Source organism: Streptomyces noursei (assembly GCF_016917755.1).
Taxonomy (GTDB): domain Bacteria; phylum Actinomycetota; class Actinomycetes; order Streptomycetales; family Streptomycetaceae; genus Streptomyces; species Streptomyces yunnanensis.
Window position 1 is genome coordinate 1,186,012 of the sequence record NZ_CP070326.1, and the last position, 20,431, is coordinate 1,206,442.

A 20,431-nucleotide genomic window follows, 5' to 3' on the forward strand; every position below is an offset into this window, starting at 1 on the left:
CCGAAACTAGCACCGATGGGTTCGGTGGTCCAGTGGGTCTTTCCATTGAGTCGATGTCCGGAAATGCATGGCCAGGGTGGCGGGTCGAGTTCCGAAGGGGGTAGCTTCCGGCCGGTCGATGTCCTTTGCTCTCGGCAATTGCTCCCGTTGGCTCGGTCGGCGGCTGAAAGGTGAGTATCCATGGCGATGACCGTGGAAGAGATGAAAGCCTGGCTCAGCGGCCTTTCTCCTGACCAGGAGCTGAAACTTCCCGACGGCCTCCCGGATGATCTGGGCAACCTCAAGAATTCCGTGAACATCGATTACGCCTTGAGTGATTGGTTCGCCGTAGGATCGGAGTTCACCGAGCTCGATCCTGATCCGGATCAGCTGACGCTGAGGGGGACGGTCGATCCGGACTCCCCTACCGCGGTGTTCCGCTTCTTCGCCGCGGACGGCACCGACGCCATAGCCGGAGTGCGCATCGGCCTGTCCCTGAACGGGCACCCAGTGCTGGGGTTCTTGAGCGGCCTCGGGCTCAGGGACCTCGGCCTGGCATACGAGATCCGCTCCCTGGACACTGCAGCGGCACGGTCGTTGGTCGCCGAGGCCCGGCTCGATGTCACGGACGGGCAGCAGCTCCTCATCACCTGCGAACTCGACTTCGACGCGACGAGCTCCCGTTACGCGTTCACCGTGGAGCCCGCGCACGGTACCCAGTGGCAGGTCATCGGCGCCCTGTTCCGGCTCTTCGGAGCCGATCCACCGGCCCTTCTCAGGGACGTCGCCGTCGAACGGCTGTCACTGGGCTACGACATCCGCAACCAGCAGTTCGAGGTGGCGGCCGAGGTCCGCTTTCCGCTGGGGGATGTCACGGCCGACCTCACCGTGCGGGTTGATCTGCGGCAGAGTTCCGGCTCCGGCTACGACGCGACCTACAGCGCTACCCTGCTTCTGGAGATTCCCCGGCAACAGGGCGACCCGCGCGTCCTGGAATTCACCGTCGACTACGACAGCGATCCCACCGGCCGTACCCTCACCGCCCGCTGGACCGGCGCCCCCGGCATCACGTCCCGCGAACTCGCCGGAGCCGTCGGGTTGTCGATCCCGCCCGGCGTGCCCCCTGGTCTGCTCCCCACGCTCACCTCCATCGGCCTGCGCTACGACACCACCGCCCGGCGGCTGCTGCTGTCCGCCACCACCGAGGCCGGCGGTGGCATCGTCGTCGCGTCCGTGCCCGGCATCCCGCGTGCCCTCGTGCTGCTCGTCGCCGCGAACATCTCCGGCCTCAAGCCCACCAAGCTGTCCCAACTCCCGCTCGTCGGCGACCAGATCCCGCCGAGCGCGGACGTCGGCATCACCGGCATCCAATTCCTGGCCACCAGCGGCGCGTTGTCCACCTCCCAGGTCCAGCAGGTCAACACCGACCTCGACGCCACCGGTTGGACCGGCGGCAAGCTGCCCGACTCCGGGGCCGGACTGCCCAAAGGTGTGGTGCTCACCCTCCCGTACGAGATCGCGGGCGAGGCGCAGGACCCCCTCGCGGTCTCCTTCGGCGGAAGCGGGCAGCAGCAGCTCGTCGTGCGGGACGGCAGCGGCGGCCCGGAGTCCGCCGCCTGGGTCGACATCGGGCGCTCCTTCGGGCCCCTGCACCTGCGTCGCATCGGCGCCGGTTTCGACTCCGGCAAGGTGCTGGTGATGTTCGACGCGAGCATGGGTGCCTCCGGGTTCACCCTGGGGGTCCTCGGTCTCGGCATCGCCCTCGATCTCGACACCATGAGCGCCGAACCCCGCTTCCAGGGGCTCTCCGTGGACCTGCGCCGCAACCCGCTGCACATCGCCGGTGCCCTCGTCAACCGCCAGCCCCCGCCCGACGGTTACCCGATCCTGGTCGAGGGCCTGCTCGTCGTCGAGATGCCCAGGTTCGGAGCGCTCGTGCTCGGCGCGTACCAGCGCCGCGGCGACGGCATGACCTCGTTCTTCGCCTTCGGCAGGCTCTCCGGGACGTTCGGCGGGCCGCCGCCGTTCCGCGTGACCGGCTTTGCCCTCGGCTTCGGCTACCACAGCAGCGTCCGCGTACCGGAGCAGACGGAGATCGCCCAGTTCCCGCTGGTGTCCGGCCTGGACGGCGGGCTCCCCGATGACCCGCTCACCACGCTCCCCCTGCTCACCGGTGGAGCCAACCCCTGGGTCGGCCCCGCCGAAGGGCAGATCTGGCTGGCCGGCGGCATCGACTTCACCTCCTTCGAGTTCGTGCAGGCGCGCGTCCTGCTGCTCCTGGAGGCCGGCCGTGATCTCACCCTCGCGCTGATCGGACGAGCCAGCGCGAGCTTCCCGAAGAAGGGCGCGAAGAAGTACGCGCGGATCGGCGTCGACCTGCGGATCGTCTACCAGTCCGCCCGCGGCGAACTCGCGGCCACCGCCCAGCTCGTGGACTCCTACGTCATCGACCCGTCCTGCGCGCTCACCGGCGGTTTCGCCTTCTACTCCTGGTTCGGGCAGAGCCCGCACGCCGGGAACTTCGTCCTCACCGTCGGCGGCTACCACCCCGACTACGACAGGACCAGACCCGACTACTTCCCGGTCGTTCCCCGCCTCGGCTTCACCTGGTCCGTCGGCTCCGCCGTCACCGTCAGCGGCGGCGCCTACTTCGCGCTCACCCCCAACGCCGTGATGGCCGGCGGTTCGCTGGACGTGCGTTTCAAGGCCGGCAACGTCGAGGCATGGCTGACCGCGCAGGCCAACCTGCTCATCCAGTGGGCGCCCCTGCACTTCCGTGCCGGGATCTCCGTCCGCGTCGGCGCCCGCGTCAAGCTGCTGTTCACCATCAGCGGCGAGATCGGCGCCTCCCTCGACCTGTGGGGGCCGCCGACGGGCGGCACGGTCACCGCGAAGTTCGCCTTCATCAAGATCACCGTCAAGTTCGGCGCCCGGCTGTCCGGTCCGGCCACACCCACCTGGGACGAGTTCCGTGCCCAACTCCTTCCGCCGCAGGCCCCGCTCACCGCGCACCCGCTCACCGGACTGCTCACCGACCCCGACGCCGACCCCGCGCTCCGGGCCGCCCGGATCAAGGCAGGTGAGGAGCCGTGGCTGGCCGACCCGGCGGGCTTCTCCTTCTCGGTCTCGTCCGTCGTGCCCACGTCCCGGACCCGGTTCAACGACCGGGACCCGGCGGGCAACCGCACCGTCGACATCCGGCCCATCAACGAGAAGGGCATCGACGGACTGCTCCACGTCACCGTCGAGTACAGCGACACCCGACGCCGGCAGGTCGCCTCCTGGCGCTCCCTGCCCAACGACGACATGTGGCGGATCGAGCCCGAGCACGGGAACGTTCCGTTCGCGCTGTGGGGTGACCCCGACGTCCCCCAGCACAAGGTCCTGGACCAGGAGCCGTTGCTCGACCACCTCACCGGGCTGCGCGTCACCGTTCCCCCGCCCCGGGTCAACGGCCAGGATCTCGGCCCGATCGCCGAACGCGACCTGGCCTGGGAGAAACTCCACCGCGACGCGGCGCTGCCACTCGATCCGCACGCCGACCCCACCGGCTCACCCGTCGAACTCGCCGAACCGCTCGGCGCGGGCGTGACCGTACTCGCCGGGCAGATCGCCGGCCTCGCGGCGGGCTCGGCCCGCACCCGCATGCACGGCGTCCTCGACGGGCTCCGCCCCGACACCCCGCTTCCCAACGGCACGGTCGGCGACTACGCCGAGCAGGCCCGTACCGCCGGACTCGACGCGGACCCGCTGCTGCTCACGGATGATCCCGTGCCGCCGGCTCCCGGCCGCGTCGTGCTCGTCCTCGACGACACCACCGGGGCCGTCCTGTCCGTCGACCCGGACACAGCGACCGTCGTAGGACGGGTGCCGGTCCGGCAGCAGGGCCCGTACCTGGCCGTGACCTCGACGTCCGGAGCGACGCTGTACGCGGCCGGATCCGATCCCCGGCAGCTCGCGGTCATCGACCTCGTCACCCAGCAGGTACGCGCGCCGCGCACCGGTATCGAGCTGACCGGAAGGCCGACGGTGCTCGCGGTCAAGCGGGACGACACGCGGGCGGTGATGGCCCGTCCGGCCCGTATCGCGGCCTCGTCCGTCGAGCTGGCCGGGGGTGCCGAGCCCGTGCGCACGGACGTGGCTCAGCAGGATGTCCAGGCGTTCGGGGGCATCGCGATCGACGTCGAGGCGGGGCGCCTGTACGTCAACGCCAACGACGGCAGCAAGACCGTCACCTACGACACCTCGACGGGCGACAGACTCGGCGTGGTCTTCGGGCCCGCGACGCCCACGTTCGTCACTCCTGGGGAGCCGGGGCGGGTGTACGTCTACGGCGCGGCGGCCGGCAGCAACGGCCAGGTGCAGGTGATGCCGGTGCCGGCCCCCGGAACCTCCTACACGCCGCACAACTTCCCGGCGCGCGGCACCGCCCTGGCCATGCTGACCAACTCGGCCCGGCGTGCCGTCGTGCTGCGGCAGGCCGGTGACACCGGACAGGTGGTCACGCTCTACGAGCGCGGGGGCTCGCCGCCCGTCACGGTTGTCGAACACGATGTCGCCGTCGGCCCCGATCCCCGCGCCCTCTCCGTCGACCCCGCCGACCGTGCCTGGGTCCTGCACGCATCCGCCGTCTCCGTCGTCAGCGGCGGCACCCTCCTGGGTGAACTCCCGCTCGACGCCGGCCCGTTGTCGATCACTTTCGCTCCGGACGCGGCCCGCGCGTTCGTCGTGCGCGACGACGCGACCGTCACCGTCGTCGAGATCCACGACAACGCGCCGGTCGTGGCCGAGCACTGGCAGCTGCCGCCCGGCACCGTCGCCTCCGCCGCCCTCTACACCGTGTTCGCCACCTCCGCCTCGGAAGGGGACGCCCGATGACGGACCAGCGCCGCGGCTTCTCGCCGACCACCGACCCCGGATTCGTCCTGCGCTTCCAGGACAACCGCGAACCGGCGATCAACGCCGGGCTCTACCGGCTCCGGGCCAGCCAAAGCCTGCCCGGTGTGCACACCGGTGACTACCTGACGCCCGTCGAGGAGACCTTCGAGGTCCGCGCCCCGCAGTTCGCCCTCGCCGACGAGCACGTGCATGCCGTCAATCCGCCGCACGAGGCCCGATCCGACCACTCCACGACCCTCGCGCACCTCACCTTCGCCGACCCGCTCCTACCCTGGCTGCGCCGCCTGGACGAGTCCGGTGCCGCCCTCGCCGAAGCGCCCGAGGAACCCTGGCTCGCCCTCCTGCTGTTCGCGCAGGGCGAGCTGCCCGACGACCCCGAATCCATGGCCCTGACCCGGCCCATGACGGCGGAGGAACTCCTCACCGACGCGGACGGCGTACGCCACCCGCGCATCGCGCCCTCGCAGATCGAGGGCGACCCGACCGCGCTCTGCCGCACCGTCGAGATCCCCGGTGACGTCTTCACCACGCTCGTGCCGCGCACCGCGGAGCTGCGGCACCTGATCCACGTCCGTGACGTGTGCACGGACACCGGGCTGCGCGGAGAACCGCTCGCCGAGGGCGCGTACGCGGTCGTACTCGCCAACCGGCTGCCCGACCGCGAGCGCGAGGTGCGCTACGCCGCGCACCTCGTCGCTCTGGAGGGCTGCCGGTCCATCCTCGCCGACGCCGACGCCGGGCGGCTGGACGCCGAGGTGCGCATCCGCCTCGCCGCGCTGCACAGTTGGTCCTTCACCAGCAGGCCGGCGTCCGGCGGCGGGTTCCCGGGCCGGGTGCGACACTTCCTCTTCGACGAGCGCGGCGAGGAACGCGACCTGCTGTTGCGCGTCCCCGTGCCGTCGGCCGAGCCGCCCGCCGGGGCCGACCCTGCCGCGTACGCCGCGGCCCGCACGCGGCTGGTCTCGGGACGGGTGCCGCTGGCGTACGGCCTGGAGACCGGTGAGCGCAGCTACGCCTGGTACCGGGGCCCGCTCACGGCCGAGCCCGCGCAGCCGTTGCCGGCCCCGCCCGCGTCCGGCTGGACGAGCGCCGCGCAGCTGATGGCGTACGAGAAGGCGTGGGGCCTGTTCGACGCGGGCTGGGGCGCGGCCTGGACCCTGGGGCGCGCGCTGGCCCTCGCGGACGCCGACTTCGCCGCGATGCTGACCGCGTGGCACGCCAGAGCCCGTGCCCGCGCCGCGGTGCTGGCACAGCGTTCGGCCGCGGTGGGACCGGACGCGGCGGGATCGGCCCAGGCGGCGGCCCGCGCCCTGACCCCCCGCCCCTTCGGCGCCCTGCTCGAAGAGCTCGCCGCCAACGGCACCGCCGCCCGTCTCCTGCGCGCGGGCACCCACCCCGCCACGCACCGGCGCGCGGCACCGCCCGAGCCCTTCCACCGCACCCCCACCGCCGGGCGGCGCGGGGCCGGGCGGGCCGCGCGCACCGCCGAACTGCTCGCCGATCCCCCGGCGCAGCTCCGCGCCGCCCTCACCGCTCAACTCGCCGACTCCGCCGCCCCGATCAGCGAGTGGCTGCATCGGCTGCGCCTGCTGCACAACGTCCCCTTCGCCGGCCTCGTCCCCGACGAGCGTGCGCTGCCCGGCGAATCGTTGCGCGTGTTCTACGTGGACCAGGGCTGGCTCACCGCACTCGTCTCCGGTGCCGCCGGCATCGCCATCACCGGCGAGACCGACGCCGCCCTCGCCCGCATCGCCGCGCCCTGGGCACGCGGCGAGGACCAGGGGCCGACTCCCCGCGCGGGTGTGGTCATCCGGTCCGCGCTGGTGCAGGAGTGCCCGGGGCTGCTCGTCCGCCCGTACCGGGGCCGTGGCGACGGCCGTCGGCCCATCGCCGTACTGCGGCAGGACGTCCTCGGGCCCGACGTCCTTCTCGTCCTGTTCGAGCAGGTACCCGACGAGGTCGAGCTGGCCGAGCCGCCCGAGGGGCTCTCCTTCGGCATCGACCTCAGCCTGGACGCACGCCGGGTGATCGACCTGCGGTACGTCGACGCGCCGAACGTGGCCCGGCAGATCGACGGCGAGTCCTTCCCGAACCCCGTGGGCGCCGACGGACTCGACGCCCACTTGCGCCCTGACCCCGCCGGACGGCGCGCCGTCCTCGATCTGCGCCCCGACGCGGCGGACGGGCTGCTGCGCAGACTCGGCGACCGGCTCACCGAACTCGGCCAGCAGGCCGCCGCCGACTTCGGCCCCGCCGGGCTCGCCGTGCAGCTCGTCAACGCGCCCCGCCGTCAGCTCATCACCCGCGGCTCGGCCCGATGACCGCGAACACCCCGAAGGAAGGACAGGACAGCGCCGTGACGCTCCCTCCTGCGGCACCGGGCCCACAGCCCCTCGTCGTCCCCTTGCAGATCGAGGCGCTCACCGTCAACGAGCGCGTGCGCTCCGCCGAGGTCTTCCAGCGCTGGCAGGCCAACTACGCCCTCACCCGGCTCGATCTGTCCCCGGAACCGCCCGCGTTCTCCAACACCGACACGGCCTTCAACGCCGATCCCGATCGCGAGGGGGTCTACCTGCACTGGCAGTTGCCCCAGGCCCTCACCCACGGCGTGGACGAGCAGGGCGACGGCGTCCCGGTCTTCCCGCTCGTGCCCAACCGCTGGCTCGTCGTCCGCCAGGCCGTCGCCACCCTCTCCGGGGCGCGCACCGACACCGGCTGGATCGTCGAGAGCGACTACCTGGACCCCGCTCAGGGCTCCAGCACCTACCTGGACCGCGAGGGCCGCCTCACCCGTATCGGCCGCCGCGTCGACCTCGCCGACGGCGCGTGGCGCGAACCCGGCACGCCGGGCGGCCTGTTCCTGACCGCCGTCGGCCCGGGCCTGCCGACCTTCGCCGCCTACCAGCCGTACAACACCGATGTGTTCTCCGTCCACGACCGTACGGACGACCTCGATCCGGACACCGCCTACCAGCTCAGCTACCTGGTCGCCGGTTGGTACAGCGACCCGGCCGCGGATCCGCTCGCCGGAGACCTCGCCGCGCGCATGGCCGCCCTCGAATGGACCGCCACGGGCCCGGTGCCCGACGCGGCCCGGACCGTCTGCCACGGCACCGCCCTCGACGTGCAGTGGCAGCGCCGGGGCAGTGGCATGCCCGCCTCCGACCGGCCCGACTACGTCACCGTCGCCGTGGGCAACAACACCGAGCACGCCACCAAGGCCCTCAAGGAGTACGCCGCCCGCCGGGCCGGCTCCCCACCCGAGCTGGCCGCGCTGCTGTCGGCCGTGCACTCGGGCGTGCTCGACCTGCTCGAAGAGCCCGACGGCCAGTTCCAGGCCGAACGCGCCGTGCACGCCTCGTGGTTCACGCCCGAGCCCGGCGGATACGGCTGGGTTCTGGAGGACGCCGAGCAGCCCGCCGCCCCGGAGGGCAGGCGCCGTCGGCCCCGGGCGGTACGCGCCGCGTACGCCCAGGTCCTCGCCAAACTCAATGAGGACCAGGCCGCGCACGACGCCGCCGTACAGGACCTCGTCGCCGCCCAGCGTCGGCTGTACGACCTGTGGTGGGCGGCCAACTTGCCGAAGTTGCCGGACGCGCCGGGGGAGCCGGCCGGGAAGTACCGCGAGGACCTCGACGATCGCCTCCAGGACGCGACCAAGGCGGCCAAGGAACAGCGCGACGTGGTGGCGAGGCTGCGTGGCGCGGTTCCCTGGGGCGACACCCCCGACCAACTCACCACTGACATCGGCCGGTACCAGCGCAACCATGGACTCCCGGAGGACGAGGTCGTCCTCAAGCGTGCGGTCCTGCCCGGCTTCCACCGGCCCAACGATCCCGTCGTCGTCATCCGGGGAACGAAGGACCGGCCCGTCCCGCCGGAACGAGAGGGCTCGGCCGCCGCTGACCCGTACGCCGTGAGCGAGGGCGCGTACGAGGATTCCGAGCAGGACGAGGACCCGCCGTTGGACTGCCGCTGGCCGGACGCGCTCGTCTCCGGTGTGCGGGTGGCGGGGGACCAGGTCTCCGCGACTGACGCGCAGACCCCCAAGCCGCCGAACCTCCCGTCCCCCGACGGCCTGTCCGGTGTGCTGTCGGCCCTGCTGCGCGAGCTGTTGCACCTCGCCTCCTCCAACGCCCGCACGCTCGCGACGTCCACCGGCTTCACCGGCGACGTGGCGGCACTCGCCGAGGCCATGCGCACGCCGCACGTGAACGCCGTCGGCACCCCGGGGGAATACACCGCGCAGTGGCGGCAGCCCTGGCAGCCCCTGTTCTTCGAGTGGAAAGTCGACTACTTCCCCATCGAGTGGCGGGGCGAGCCGGACGGCAGTCACGCCGACCGCGACAACTGGAGCTTCGACGGCACCGATTACCACTGGCTCGGTACCGGCGCCCACGCGGTCCCCCGCATCCTCAGCGGCCGCCAGTTCCTCGCCCCGACCGCCAGCGAGACCACGGCGGCGGCGCTGCGCCAGTACGCCCGTACCCACCCGGGACCGGCGGCCGCCGCGCTGCGGGCCCTCGCCCGGCAGGTCGAGGACGACGCCGACTGGTTCTCCCAACCCCTCGCCGGCTTCACCGAACAGCTCGCCGCCCGTGCCTCCACCCCGGCCGCCCTCAATCCCCATTCCAAGCTGTCGCCCGACCTGCGCACCGCGCTCACCGAGGCGATGGGCCGCACCCTGCCGCCCAACCCCGGTGCCCTCCCCCGCCCGTTCATCGGTTGGAACGAAAGCCTCTACCAGTCGCTGCGGGCCGGGCAGTTCGCCTTCGCGCGGCTGGCCGTCATCGACCGCTTTGGGCACGCCCTGCCCGCGATCTTCCCGGATCCGCTCGCCCTGCGGTTCCCACCCGGCAACGAGCCCGGGGACGTCATCGGCGTCGGCGTGCCCGCGCGTCGTTTCGCGCCGGAGCTGCCCCAGGAGCTGACTCCCTCCTGGAAGGACCCCCAGGATCCGCAAGACGGCCACTGGACCATCAACCCGTCCACCTGGTACCGCTTCGCCCAGCTCACGCCGCGCCTGACCCAGCCGGCCCGGGCCGGCTTCACCCTCCTGGACGCCCTCGACGACCTCAACCCGCTCGCCACCGCGAGTGCCCCGGACACGACCCCGGTGTCCGCATGGCTCGTCCCGGGCCACCTCGACCAGGCCCTGTACACCTACGGACCGGACGGCACCCCGCTCGGCGAGCTGCGCACCACCCTTCCGCCCGGCGGAAACCCGCACGTGACCTGGCACGCACTGCCGTACTCCCGGCACCACGAGATCGACGACCTGAGCGAGGAATTTCCCCATCTGCACCGCTTCCTGAGCACACTCGTCGCCCCCGACCGGGGGCCGGCGGCGCTCCGCTCCCTCCTCACCGTCATCGACCGCACCCTGTCCACCACCGCGCCGCTTGGGGACGCCGCGCCCCCGTACACCCCGAGCGTGCTCGTCGGCCGGCCGCTGGCGCTGATGCGCGTACGTTTCGGAATCGACCTCGACGGGCCGCCGTACACGGACCCGTCGTGGAAGAACCTGCGCGCCCCGGAAGGACCGGCGTACCCCGGCTACCGGTGGCCGGTGCGGCTCGGCGAACGCAACGAGCTGGCGGACGGACTCGTGGGCTACTTCCACGGCGAGCACCACGACACGGACTACCGCGTCCTGCACACGGTCCTGGGGGCGGCCGAACTCCCCGACGCGGCACGGGACTACTTCGACCCCATCGGCACGGGCGCCTCACTGACACTCCCGGCGCGGCCACCGGGCAGTGATCCCGACAACCGCAACGCCGCATTCCTGACCCTGATCGCCGACCCGCGCGGCACGGTGCACGCCACGACGGAGATCCTGCCCACCGCCGAAGTCCGGCTGCCCGCGCGGCTCGTCGAGCCGCCACTGGCCGAACTCCCGGTGTCCTTCCGACTGGGACCGCTGCCAATGAGCGAGTACGTACCGGACCCTGCGGGGTCGCGTTCCGGACGGCCCGGGGAGGTGCCCGCACTCGTCCTGCCGCGCCCCTCCGACCGGCACGGCACATGGACCTGGGTGCAGAACGAGACGACCGACACGAGCACGACCACCACATACGCCTCCGACGGTGAACCCCGCCACCCGCGCCCCACCCCGACCCTCCGTTCCGGCCGCCTCACCCTACGGCCCACGCACAGCGCCGACCACGGCGATCAGCCCGAAGGAGAGCCCCGATGACCGACTGCGTGCTCAGCTACGCCCTGACGACCGTCCCCGCCCCGCTGACCGTCAGCCCCCCTGCCGTGGAGCCTGGGCAGGAGGACGAGAACTCCTACGCGTCCATCGACCTGGTCATCTCCAACAGCGGTTCCACACCCGTGCGGTGCAGCCGCATTGCCCTCGTGCTGCCCGTGGGTTCGCTCGCCCAGGACCTCGCGCTGACCGGCGAGGGCATCGCGCCGTACGTCGAGCCGGAATCCGGATGGACGATCGTCAGTCCGCAGCCAGACGTTCTGGTCGCCGTGCCGACGGCCGAGACAGCGGTGTTCCCGTCAGCGAGGGAGAACCGCGGTGACGCATCCGGTGCGAAGGTGCGGTTCGAAGTGGTGCCGCGGGACGGGACCAGTGAAGTCACCGTCGACGGCCTGTACATCACGCTGAGCAATATCCTGGTCAGCGACAAGACCGGTATCGCCCGGATCGGGATCGAAGAATGGGCGACCACCGGGGACACGATTCCGGAAACGCCGAATACCTCGACGCTCGACGTCGCGAAATACCCGTTCCGCAGCGGAGCCAACCCGTCGCCAGGAGTCGGACGGGCGCTCGTCGCCCTCAAGGAACAGGGCGGCCCGCCGGCGACCCTGATCAACGCAGGGGCCCCGGTGAGACTGGAGTGGCACCACGCACCCGGCGACAGCCACGAACTGTATATGAACGGTCTGCGGATCGACGATCCCTCGATCGCGGGCGGAAGCATGTATCAGGTTGGGCGGGACACGGTGTTGCGGGACACCGCACTCGCGCTGAAGACCGTGACACCGACGCCGGTTGGCGGGTTCGTGACTCGGTGGGACCACCTCACCGTGTGCGTGGCAGACCAGACCCTGGCCTCTCTGACAACGACGGGCGATGCGACGGTGGAGGGTGCCTTCGGGGTCACCGGACAAACGACGGTGAGCGCACTCGCGGCCACCGGAAACACCACGGTGGGAGGCACACTCGGCGTCACCGGCCAAACCACCGTGAGCGCACTCGCGGCCACCGAGAACGCCACGGTGGCGGGCACGCTCGGAGTCACCGGACAGACGACGGTGAACACACTCGCGGCCACCGGAAACACCACGGTGGGAGGCACACTCGGCGTCACGGGGCAAACGACGGTAGCCGGACTGAATGTGACAGGTGCCCTATCCGGCGTATCCGTGAAGGTGACGCCGGATGAACACTGGGACAAGGAGTGGAAAGAGAGTCAGGCCGGCGACAGGGAGGCCCCTGCGGGCAAGGTCATGGTCGGCCGCCACCATCGCGGGGACGAGAACGGCTGGACCGGGCACAGGTACGCCAGGATCACCATCGACTGACCTCGGTCCGTCGCGCGCCCGGCAGAGGCGGAGGACGCAGTGACGACCATGCCGTTCACACCCCCAGGTGTTCTGTTCAGTGCGGAACAGCTTGATTGCGTGCGGGCGAAAGTGAGGTCCGGGCAGGAACCATGGCAGACCGCCCATGCCCCGGTCGAGGAACTCACCGGCAACCCCGGCACGGACATCCGGCTGGGCCCCGTCACCGAGATCGGCTACAACGCTCTCCACCACCGACTCGGCGTACCGATGGTCAACCCTTAGGCTGACCGCTATGCGATGGGGGGGATCGTTCGGCACGGGTCCGGTGCACCGCCTTGGTGTACGTGGTGGGATTTCTGGAAGGAGCGGGAGCACACGGATACTTTGTCGCGACGGGCGGCCTGGATGCCTACAGCTACGCACCGATGCCCGTCCAACTGCTCTTCCACGCACTCCTGCTGCTCGATGCGTTGGTCGCACTGCTGATCATCTGCGCCCGTCCTGCTGCGCCACTGCTCGGTGCCGCGGTGATGCTCGCGGACTTGGTCGGCAACTGGACCGTCGCCTGGAACGCGGTCATGGCTCACCCGACCACGTTTCTCCGCCCCGTAGGGCTCTTGCCGATCACGCTCTTCGGCGTCTTCGTCCTCGGCACGGCGCTTCCGCTCCGCCGGGCGCTGATGCCCGGCGGACACCTCAGCGCCTATGTGCCCTCTCCGCCCAAGGCAGGATGAGGGGCAGTACGTCAGCCCGGCCGGGCTGACGTACTGCCCCCTCCCCCCCCGCAAGCGATCGGGGCGCAACAGCCGTCTCCTGGGTGGCAGACCGCTGTCATCGGCAGACCTGTCGCTGGAAAGCCATGGCAGGATCCGTGGGTATGAGGATCGAACAGGAAGATCGGCCCGTAGCCCTGGTCACCGGGTCAACGTCGGGGATCGGAGAGGCCGTCGCGCGCAGGCTGGCGGCGGACGGGATACGAGTCGTCGTGCACTCGCGGCGCAGTGCGGAGGCCGGGGAGGCGCTGGCGGCGGAGCTCGGCGGGACGTACGTGCGGGCGGACCTGGCGGTGGAGGAGGAGGCCCGGGGGCTGGTCGAGGCGGCGCTCGACCGGTACGGGCGGCTGGACGTGCTGGTGAACAACGCGGGCATCAGCTGGCCGATCCCGCACGACGACCTGGCCGCGGCGACACCCGCGGACTGGCGCCAACTGCTGGAGGTCAACCTGATCGCGCCGTGGGTGCTGTGCACAGCGGCACTTCCGGCGCTGCGCCAATCCCCCGTGGGCGGCAGCATCGTGAACGTCACCAGCCACGCCGGGGTGCGCCCGAAGGGCTCGTCGGTCCCGTACGCGGCGAGCAAGGCCGCGCTCAATCACGTGACCCGGCTGCTCGCGGCCGCGCTCGGGCCTGAGGTGCGGGTCAACGCGGTGGCCCCGGGTCTGGTGGACACGCCGATGACGAAGGACTGGGCGCAGGCGCACGAGCTGTGGCGGGACCGCGCGCCCATGCGCCGTCCGGCCCAGCCCGCCGACGTGGCCGACCTGGTGGCGTCGCTGATCGCCAACACCTATCTCACCGGCGAGGTCGTCGTGCTCGACGGCGGACTGAACCTGACCTGAGAGGCCACCCGCCCACGCGGCGCCACCCGTCCGGGCCCGGGGCGTGCATCGAGAACAACGTCCCATCCGGGCGGTATCGCCTGTGTCGTTCCCGCGTGACGCCCGGCGCTGGTAATGACTCGTGCCGCACGGATTAAAGGCGGAATCAGGTCGGTAAAGAAATCCCCCGCATCCGGTGAGAAATTCCTTGAAATGGCGGACTGCGACGCAACGGGCCTCGAACATGCCGAAGACTTCTGCGCATGGCTACGACAGTCCCCGACAGAACCACTCCCACCGGCGGCGCCCCCCGTCGCGCGCCCTGGCGATCTCCGGTGGGTCAGCCGGCCTACGCGCGTCCGGCGTTGCTCGTCATCGCCGTGCTCGCCGCCGTGCTCTACGCGTGGGGGATCAACCACAGCCATTACCACACCTTCTACGCGAACGCCGTGCGCAGTATGACGCAGAGTTGGCAGGCGTTCTTCTACGGTTCGTTCGACCCGGGCAATTCCATCACCCTCGACAAACTGCCGGGATTCCTCTGGCCGCAGGCGCTCTCCGCCCGGATATTCGGCTTCCACCCATGGGCGTTGACGCTTCCTCAGGTAATGGAGGGGGTGGCGAGCCTGCTGGTGCTGTATCGGGTGGTGCGCCGTTGGGCGGGCGACAATGCGGCACTGATCGCGAGCGTCGCATTCCTGTTGACGCCGGTGGCGGTGGGGCTGTTCCGCACTGCCGTCGAGGACCCGTTGTTCACCTTGTGCGTGCTGCTCGCGGCGGAGGCCACCCAGCGGGCGGCGGAGGCCGGCCGGTTGCGCCCACTGGTGATGGCCGGCGTCTGGGTCGGCATCGGCTTCCAGTCGAAGATGCTGGAGGCGTGGGTGGTCCTTCCCGCGCTCGCCGCGGTGTATCTGCTCTCGGCACCGGTCCCCTTGCGGAAGCGGCTGGCGCGGCTCGGGATCTCCACGGTGGTGATGGTCGCCGTCTCCGCCTCGTGGATGGTGGTCGCCGCCCTCACCCCGGCCAAGGATCGGCCGTATGTCGACGGCACCACCAACAACTCCGCGTTCAGCATGGTGGTTGGCTACAACTTCCTGAACCGCTTCTCGTCGCTGGGGATCAGCGCGGCCTCCACCGGCAGCATCAGCGCGACGCGCGGAGGCGGGGGCCACGGCGGCGGCCAGGATGCGGATCACGGCGGTGCGTCGCACGGCGCCCGGGCGGGTGCCGGCCATCCGTCCGTCCCGTCGCACGGCGGCGGGCCGGGCGGCTTCGGCGGGGGCGGCGACCGCGGCCAGGACGGCTGGTCGAAGATGTTCGGCCCGTCGCTGGCGTCGCAGACCGGCTGGCTCTACCCGCTCGCCGCCGTCGCGGTCGTCTGCGGCCTGCTCTGGCGCCGGGGCCGGCCCCGCACGGACCGGATCCGCGCGGATTTCGTCCTCTGGGGCACCTGGTTGACCACGTACTTCCTGGTCTTCAGCGCGGGCAGCGTCGCTGGCCACACGTACTACATGGGCGTGATCGCGGTGCCGCTCGCCGCGCTGGCCGGCGGCGGCCTCTCCCTGCTGTGGGGCGCGTACCGGGCCGGAGGTCGCCGCGGATGGGTGCTGCCCGGCGCAGTCGCCGCGACGGTGGCCTGGGGCGCCTACCTCGCCGGCGAGTTCCCCTCGTTCCTGCCGTGGTTGGTGCCGGCAATGGGCGCACTGGCGCTGATCGCCGTCGTCCTGTTGGTCCTCGCCCGACCGAGCGGCACCCGGCGCGGTGGCCGCATCGCCCTCGCCGGCCTCGGCGCCTCGCTCGCCGCTGTGCTGCTCGCGCCGGGCGCATGGGCGGTGCAGGTCTTCAACCCGACCTACGGCAGCTCCGGGATGGGCGCGGTCGGTCCGACCGGCACCCACCGCGGCCACGGGGCGGCGACGTCACCGGGCAGTGGGCACCTGAAGGGCGGCTTCGACGATTCCAGCGGCCAACTGACGTCCGAACAGCGTAAGTTGCTCGCGTTTGCCACCGCCCACCAGGGGTCGGCCGAGTACGTCTTCGCCACCAACGGCTGGAACAGCGCCTCCCCGTACATCCTGGCCACCGGTGCCCGTGTCCTTCCCCTGGGCGGCTTCAGCGGCCAGGTCCCGTTCCCCACCGCGGTCCGGTTCCGGCAGTTGGTCGAGGCGGGCACGGTCCGCTACGTCCTGCTGGGCCAGGCACGCGGCATGGCCGGGATGTTCGGCGGCGGTACCGGCCGGGGCACGACGCCCGCCACCCGGATCACCGACTGGGTCCGGCACGCCTGCGCCCGCGTCCCCGCCTCGGCCTACGACGGTGCGCAGCCCCCGACGACCGCACCGGCCCGAGCAAGCCGCGCCGCCCAGACCCTCTACCGGTGCGGACCAGGCCGCTGAGGCGGCGGCGGGGCCCACGGCGTCGTCTACCCGATCGAGGGCGCTCGTGGCCTCCGGGTGGTGCTGTTCCTCCAGGTCAGCACCACCCGGCCTGATGGTGGGTCCGGCTCCCGGCGCAGTGTGCGCGGCCGCCGGCTCATGCGTCTCTCACCCCCGGAGAGGTTTCAGCGGGACCGGTACCTCGGCTCGCCAGATGGATCCCAGGAGGTCCGAGTGGGACTGGTGGTGTCGCGTTCGGCCGCGTCCAACCAACCGGTCAGGTCCGCCCGGGCTCTTGCTACCCGCGAGCGCACCGTGCCGACGGGGCAGCCTGCCACCGCCGCGGCGTCGCCGTAGGGCAGTCCGAGCACCTGGGTGAGGAGAAACGCCTCCCGGCGGGTGTCGTCCAGGGCGTCGAGCAGGTCGCGCAGCGCCACGCCCTCGTCGAACTCGGGGAGTCCGGCGGGTTGTGCCCGTTCTGCCGCCGCCTGCCAGTCCGCGGAGTTGACGATGCGCGGGCGGGTGGCGGCGGACCGGTAGCGGTCGATCACCACCCGCCGGGCGATCGACAGCAGCCAGACGCGGGCGCACGAACGTCCGGCGTACCTCGGCAGGCTGGTCAGCGCCCGCAGATAGGTGTCCTGGGTCAGATCGTCCGCGCTGTTCACGTCGGAGCTCAGGTGGGCCACGAACCGCCATACGTCACGGTGGGTGGCCCGGACGAAGCGTTCCACCGCTTCGGGGTTTCCGCTGCGGGCGGCCAGCGCCCAGCGGGTCACGTTCTCGTCGTTCCTGGTTGATCGCGATGGGTGGCCGGGTGCCATGTGGGCAGGAGTCATCGCCTGGTGTCCTTCTCGGCTGCGGGGCCGCCCGAGTGCGGGCAGCCGCCCGTCGATGAGTCGCCCCTGAGACGTGGCAGGCCGGAAGACGGCACGGCGGCAGGCACGCCGGGGCTACAGAGGCAGGTGCTGGCGGGCATGCCACGTCCTGGTCCCGCCGCATGACGGCGACGGGGTGTCCGGGCACGCCGGTGTTTCGCTCGCCGCCGGGTCGCTTCCGATGAGGGGATGCTCACCGGAGGAAGGTGCGCCGGGACGATCGGTCAGTGCCAACGGGGCATCGTGGGCGGACCTCGGCGCGAGAGGGTGTATTGCAGCAGTGCCCCACAACACAGGGGTGGGGCAAAGGCGGTTGCCGGCGTGGTGGACGGGGCGCGCGGGCCGGTCCGGCGCAGGACGGCCAGGACGAGCACCAGCGGTGCGAAGACCACGGCGACCAGGGCGTGGGCGAGCCGGAACGCGGCGGCCTCGCCCTGCCAGAGCCACCACCCGCACACCGCCGCGGCGAGAAGATGGGCAAGGAGCATGCCCAGGTGACCGTGGCCAGGGTGCGCGATCGGCATCGGGTCCAGCTGGTGGTCCACCGGCAGCGCGGCGCCGCCCATGTGTGCCATGCCGTCGTGGGGCATGGCCTCCATACCGGGCAGGGGGCCCGCGGTGCTCGTGCCGTCGTGGGGCGGCGGCGGAGCGGAAACGTGGGTGAGGGGCATGCCCGGCCCGGCGTGGCGCGGCAGCAGGTCCGCTGCCCGCTGCCCGTGCCACGCACCCTGGTGCCCGGACATGCCGCACACCAAGTGCCGGAGCCAGGCGATGCCGTGCCATCGGCCGCCGGACGGGCCGGTCGCCAGCGTCTGCGCCAGGGAGAGCAGGAAGTGCAGGACCAACTGGGCGGTGACGGTGGCACCGACGACGAACAGTGCGCCGCGCTCCCGTCCGGTCAGCCGCCACGCCGCCCCGAAGGTGCCGGCGACCGCCGCGGCCAAGCCCCACCAGGGGACGGCTCCCTCGGACATCAGGGAGTGCCCCAGGGCCGTCGTCGGCACACAGACGGCCGCGAAGACCGCGGCGCGGGTGGTGCGTGAAGCCGGCCCGGGAGTCATGGCCGGAATCGTGCCATCGCCTGCACGGGAGACGACAGGGCGGACGCGGCTCGTCTGCGCGCCCCCACACGCCGCCGTCGTGCGCCCCACATGCGCCGGGGCTCCCCGCCGGGGACTGCGGCCGTCGAGGCGGCCTCCCGCAGGCGCCTCGGTCAACACGTATCTGGCGCTGTTCGGTTCGCAGCGTGTGGATTTGTCGCCGACGGTTGCCGCGGTGCTGGTGGCGGTGCTCGGGGTCGCGGGCATCGGCGGGCGCGTGGTGTGGTCGCGTACGGCGGGACGGCCGGGCCGGGGCGAGGCGCTGCCCGCAACAACGTGGTCTTCCCCGAACCGTTCGTCCCGGTCAGCGCGATCCGCTCACCCCGCGCCACCTCCGGGTCCACGCCGGACACCGCTTCCAGCCGACCGTGTCTGCACACGACACCGCATAGCCGTACGTCCAGACCGAGGGCCTCGACGTTGCTCTGCTCCACAGTCCACCAGTCGGCCGAGCGGAGCCCGGAGTTCCCGGAAACCCCCGCCCCCGAGATCCCGACCGTCCGTGGCTCGGAACGCGCCTTGACGCCAGCCAGGGGAACGGTCTGTGGAAGTCGTCCACGGCGCGTGTTCGACGACCAGGCTGCGCATTGGTCGGTCCAGAAGTAGGGCACAGGAGCGAAGGGTTGTGCGTCGCCGACGAGGTTGCCGGCCGCGGCCACGGTCTGTTCGATTGCGTTCATCCGGTGCTCCAGTCGCATGCGGGTGCCGAAGCGCGGGTTGTGCCACGAGGCGACGTCGCCTGCGGCGTAGATGCCTGGCGCTGCCCGGCACGGCGCGTCGCACACCTCGCCGTTGGCCAGGGTCAGTCCCGAGCCCGTCAGCCAGTCGGTCGCGAGCGTGGAGCCGAGGGCCAGGACGACCACGTCGGCGGGGAGTCCGCTGCGTGCGGCGCACCGGAACGGGCTCCGGTTCGACCAGGGTCACTTCCAGGCCCATGGTCCGGGCCGCCGCGGCGACCTCGGTGCCGAGGAATCCGGCGCCGACCACGACCACCCGGGGCCCGGTGAGCAGTGCGGCGCGCACGGCGAGCGCGTCGTCGAACGTGCGCAGGACGTGGACCCCGTTGAGATCGCCGTGCGGAAGGCGTCGGGGGATCACGCCGGTGGCGATGATCAGGCCGTCGAAGTCGGTCGTCGCACCGCCGGCCAGACGCACCTGGCGGCGTTTCACGTGGAGACCGGTGGCAGCCACGCCGTGGCCCTTGCCAAGACGGCCGTCTCGGCGGGGCCGCTCCCTCTCCCCGAGCCGCTGCCCGACTCCCCCCTTCCTTGAGCATGGAACATGGCATCGGCGGATCGGGGACCTTCGAACCCTCCTGAGGAGAAGGAGAGTTGGGGTGCGATGAGGCGGGTTACCTTGCGAGCCGATGAGGGGGCGCGCCGACCGAGGCGTGGTCGCCGTGGCACGCTCAGGAAGGCAGCTTCCTCCCCCCTGACGCAGTTGCGACCATGCATCGAACTGCGGGCCTTGGCGCGCAATGCATCGCGGACTTCCGGCAACTCTGAAGGATTCCACGCTTTCTTCATATGATCGGGACCGCCTACTATTCCATTTATTTCCACTGATGGCATTCACCGAATTCCAGCGCGTCGTTAAGTGACGACGGCATATTTCGCTACTAATCTCGCGATCGCATCAAGTCGATCAGCAGCTGATCGGCCCCTGCCACTCAATCGGAGAAGAAATGCGTAAGCTTCAGAAGGCTGCCGTCATGATGGCCATCCTTGGCAGCGTCTCCCTCCTTGGCGCCGGCACCGCCTACGCCGATGGCGGAAGGCACGGCGGCAAGGGGGAAAGTGGGTTCGCCGTCAAGCAGGGAAGCTCATGTCGATCGCACGACGAGAACGTTGACGTGCTCGGCGAGGTCGGGATCCTCAATGGGGTGCTGGGCAACGCGCTCAATGGTGAAGGCTCCCCCGGCGCCCAGAGCACCAAGATGGGCTCGGACATGGGCTGCGACAACAGCTTTGCCGTCGGCGGCAAGGGTGGAAAGGGCGAAAAGGAGTAGAGGCCGGCACCGGCATTCGATTCATAGTGCCGGTGTTAGGGGCGCGGTCTTCATCGCGACTTCACGCC

At 71.4% G+C, this 20,431-nt stretch carries 12 protein-coding genes and 1 pseudogene; 9 read left to right on the plus strand and 4 right to left on the minus strand.

All coding sequences use genetic code 11. The features are described from left to right. The first annotated feature begins 180 nt into the window (after nt 1–180). The 8 genes from JNO44_RS05340 to JNO44_RS05375 all read left to right on the plus strand — a co-directional run bounded on the left by JNO44_RS05340 (nt 181) and on the right by JNO44_RS05375 (nt 16,398). Nucleotides 181–4,857, plus strand: a complete 4,677-nt coding sequence (locus JNO44_RS05340) for a DUF6603 domain-containing protein (protein ID WP_205361840.1) — start codon at nt 181–183, stop codon at nt 4,855–4,857. Beyond that, nucleotides 4,854–7,199: a hypothetical protein gene (locus JNO44_RS05345; protein ID WP_205361841.1), complete on the plus strand. Its 2,346-nt coding sequence runs from the start codon at nt 4,854–4,856 to the stop codon at nt 7,197–7,199. The genes JNO44_RS05340 and JNO44_RS05345 overlap by 4 nt, the downstream gene beginning before the upstream one ends. 35 nt (nt 7,200–7,234) lie before the next feature. After that, entirely contained in the window at nt 7,235–11,077 is a 3,843-nt protein-coding gene (locus JNO44_RS05350; RefSeq protein WP_205361842.1) for a hypothetical protein, read from the plus strand. Next, nucleotides 11,074–12,423, plus strand: coding sequence for a hypothetical protein (locus JNO44_RS05355; RefSeq protein ID WP_205361843.1), 1,350 nt, complete (start codon nt 11,074–11,076; stop codon nt 12,421–12,423). The genes JNO44_RS05350 and JNO44_RS05355 overlap by 4 nt, the downstream gene beginning before the upstream one ends. 99 nt (nt 12,424–12,522) lie before the next feature. Beyond that, nucleotides 12,523–12,687 carry a hypothetical protein gene (locus JNO44_RS05360; protein WP_205361844.1) on the plus strand — a complete coding sequence of 55 codons (165 nt, stop codon included), beginning with the start codon at nt 12,523–12,525 and terminating at the stop codon, nt 12,685–12,687. Between the two features lie 65 nt (nt 12,688–12,752). Next, nucleotides 12,753–13,139, plus strand: a complete 387-nt coding sequence (locus tag JNO44_RS05365) for a hypothetical protein (protein ID WP_240167432.1) — start codon at nt 12,753–12,755, stop codon at nt 13,137–13,139. Nucleotides 13,140–13,282: 143 nt separating this feature from the next. Next, nucleotides 13,283–14,023, plus strand: coding sequence for an SDR family NAD(P)-dependent oxidoreductase (locus JNO44_RS05370; protein WP_205361845.1), 741 nt, complete (start codon nt 13,283–13,285; stop codon nt 14,021–14,023). 242 nt (nt 14,024–14,265) lie between these two features. Continuing rightward, complete coding sequence (locus JNO44_RS05375; RefSeq protein ID WP_205361847.1) at nt 14,266–16,398, plus strand: glycosyltransferase family 39 protein; 2,133 nt, start codon at nt 14,266–14,268, stop codon at nt 16,396–16,398. Between the two features lie 164 nt (nt 16,399–16,562). Here JNO44_RS05375 and JNO44_RS05380 read toward each other — a convergent pair whose 3' ends face one another. From JNO44_RS05380 to JNO44_RS05390, 4 genes and pseudogenes are all read right to left on the minus strand, one after another. Beyond that, nucleotides 16,563–17,216: a sigma-70 family RNA polymerase sigma factor gene (locus tag JNO44_RS05380; RefSeq protein WP_205361849.1), complete on the minus strand. Its 654-nt coding sequence runs from the start codon at nt 17,214–17,216 to the stop codon at nt 16,563–16,565. Between the two features lie 263 nt (nt 17,217–17,479). Continuing rightward, nucleotides 17,480–18,316, minus strand: a complete 837-nt coding sequence (locus JNO44_RS05385; RefSeq protein ID WP_205361851.1) for a hypothetical protein — start codon at nt 18,314–18,316, stop codon at nt 17,480–17,482. Nucleotides 18,317–18,468: 152 nt separating this feature from the next. After that, a complete protein-coding gene (locus JNO44_RS45055; protein WP_420882739.1) occupies nt 18,469–18,966 on the minus strand; it encodes an ATP-binding cassette domain-containing protein in 498 nt (165 codons plus the stop codon). Then, nucleotides 18,943–19,549: pseudogene (locus tag JNO44_RS05390) on the minus strand (FAD-dependent oxidoreductase); the annotation flags it as partial. The gene JNO44_RS45055 and the pseudogene JNO44_RS05390, both read right to left, overlap by 24 nt. Nucleotides 19,550–20,039: 490 nt before the next feature. On the opposite strand from JNO44_RS05390, the gene JNO44_RS05395 reads away from it, so the two are divergent. Next, nucleotides 20,040–20,363 (plus strand): hypothetical protein, encoded by a 324-nt coding sequence (locus JNO44_RS05395; RefSeq protein ID WP_205361853.1) that lies wholly within the window; start codon nt 20,040–20,042, stop codon nt 20,361–20,363. Nucleotides 20,364–20,431 lie beyond the last annotated feature (68 nt).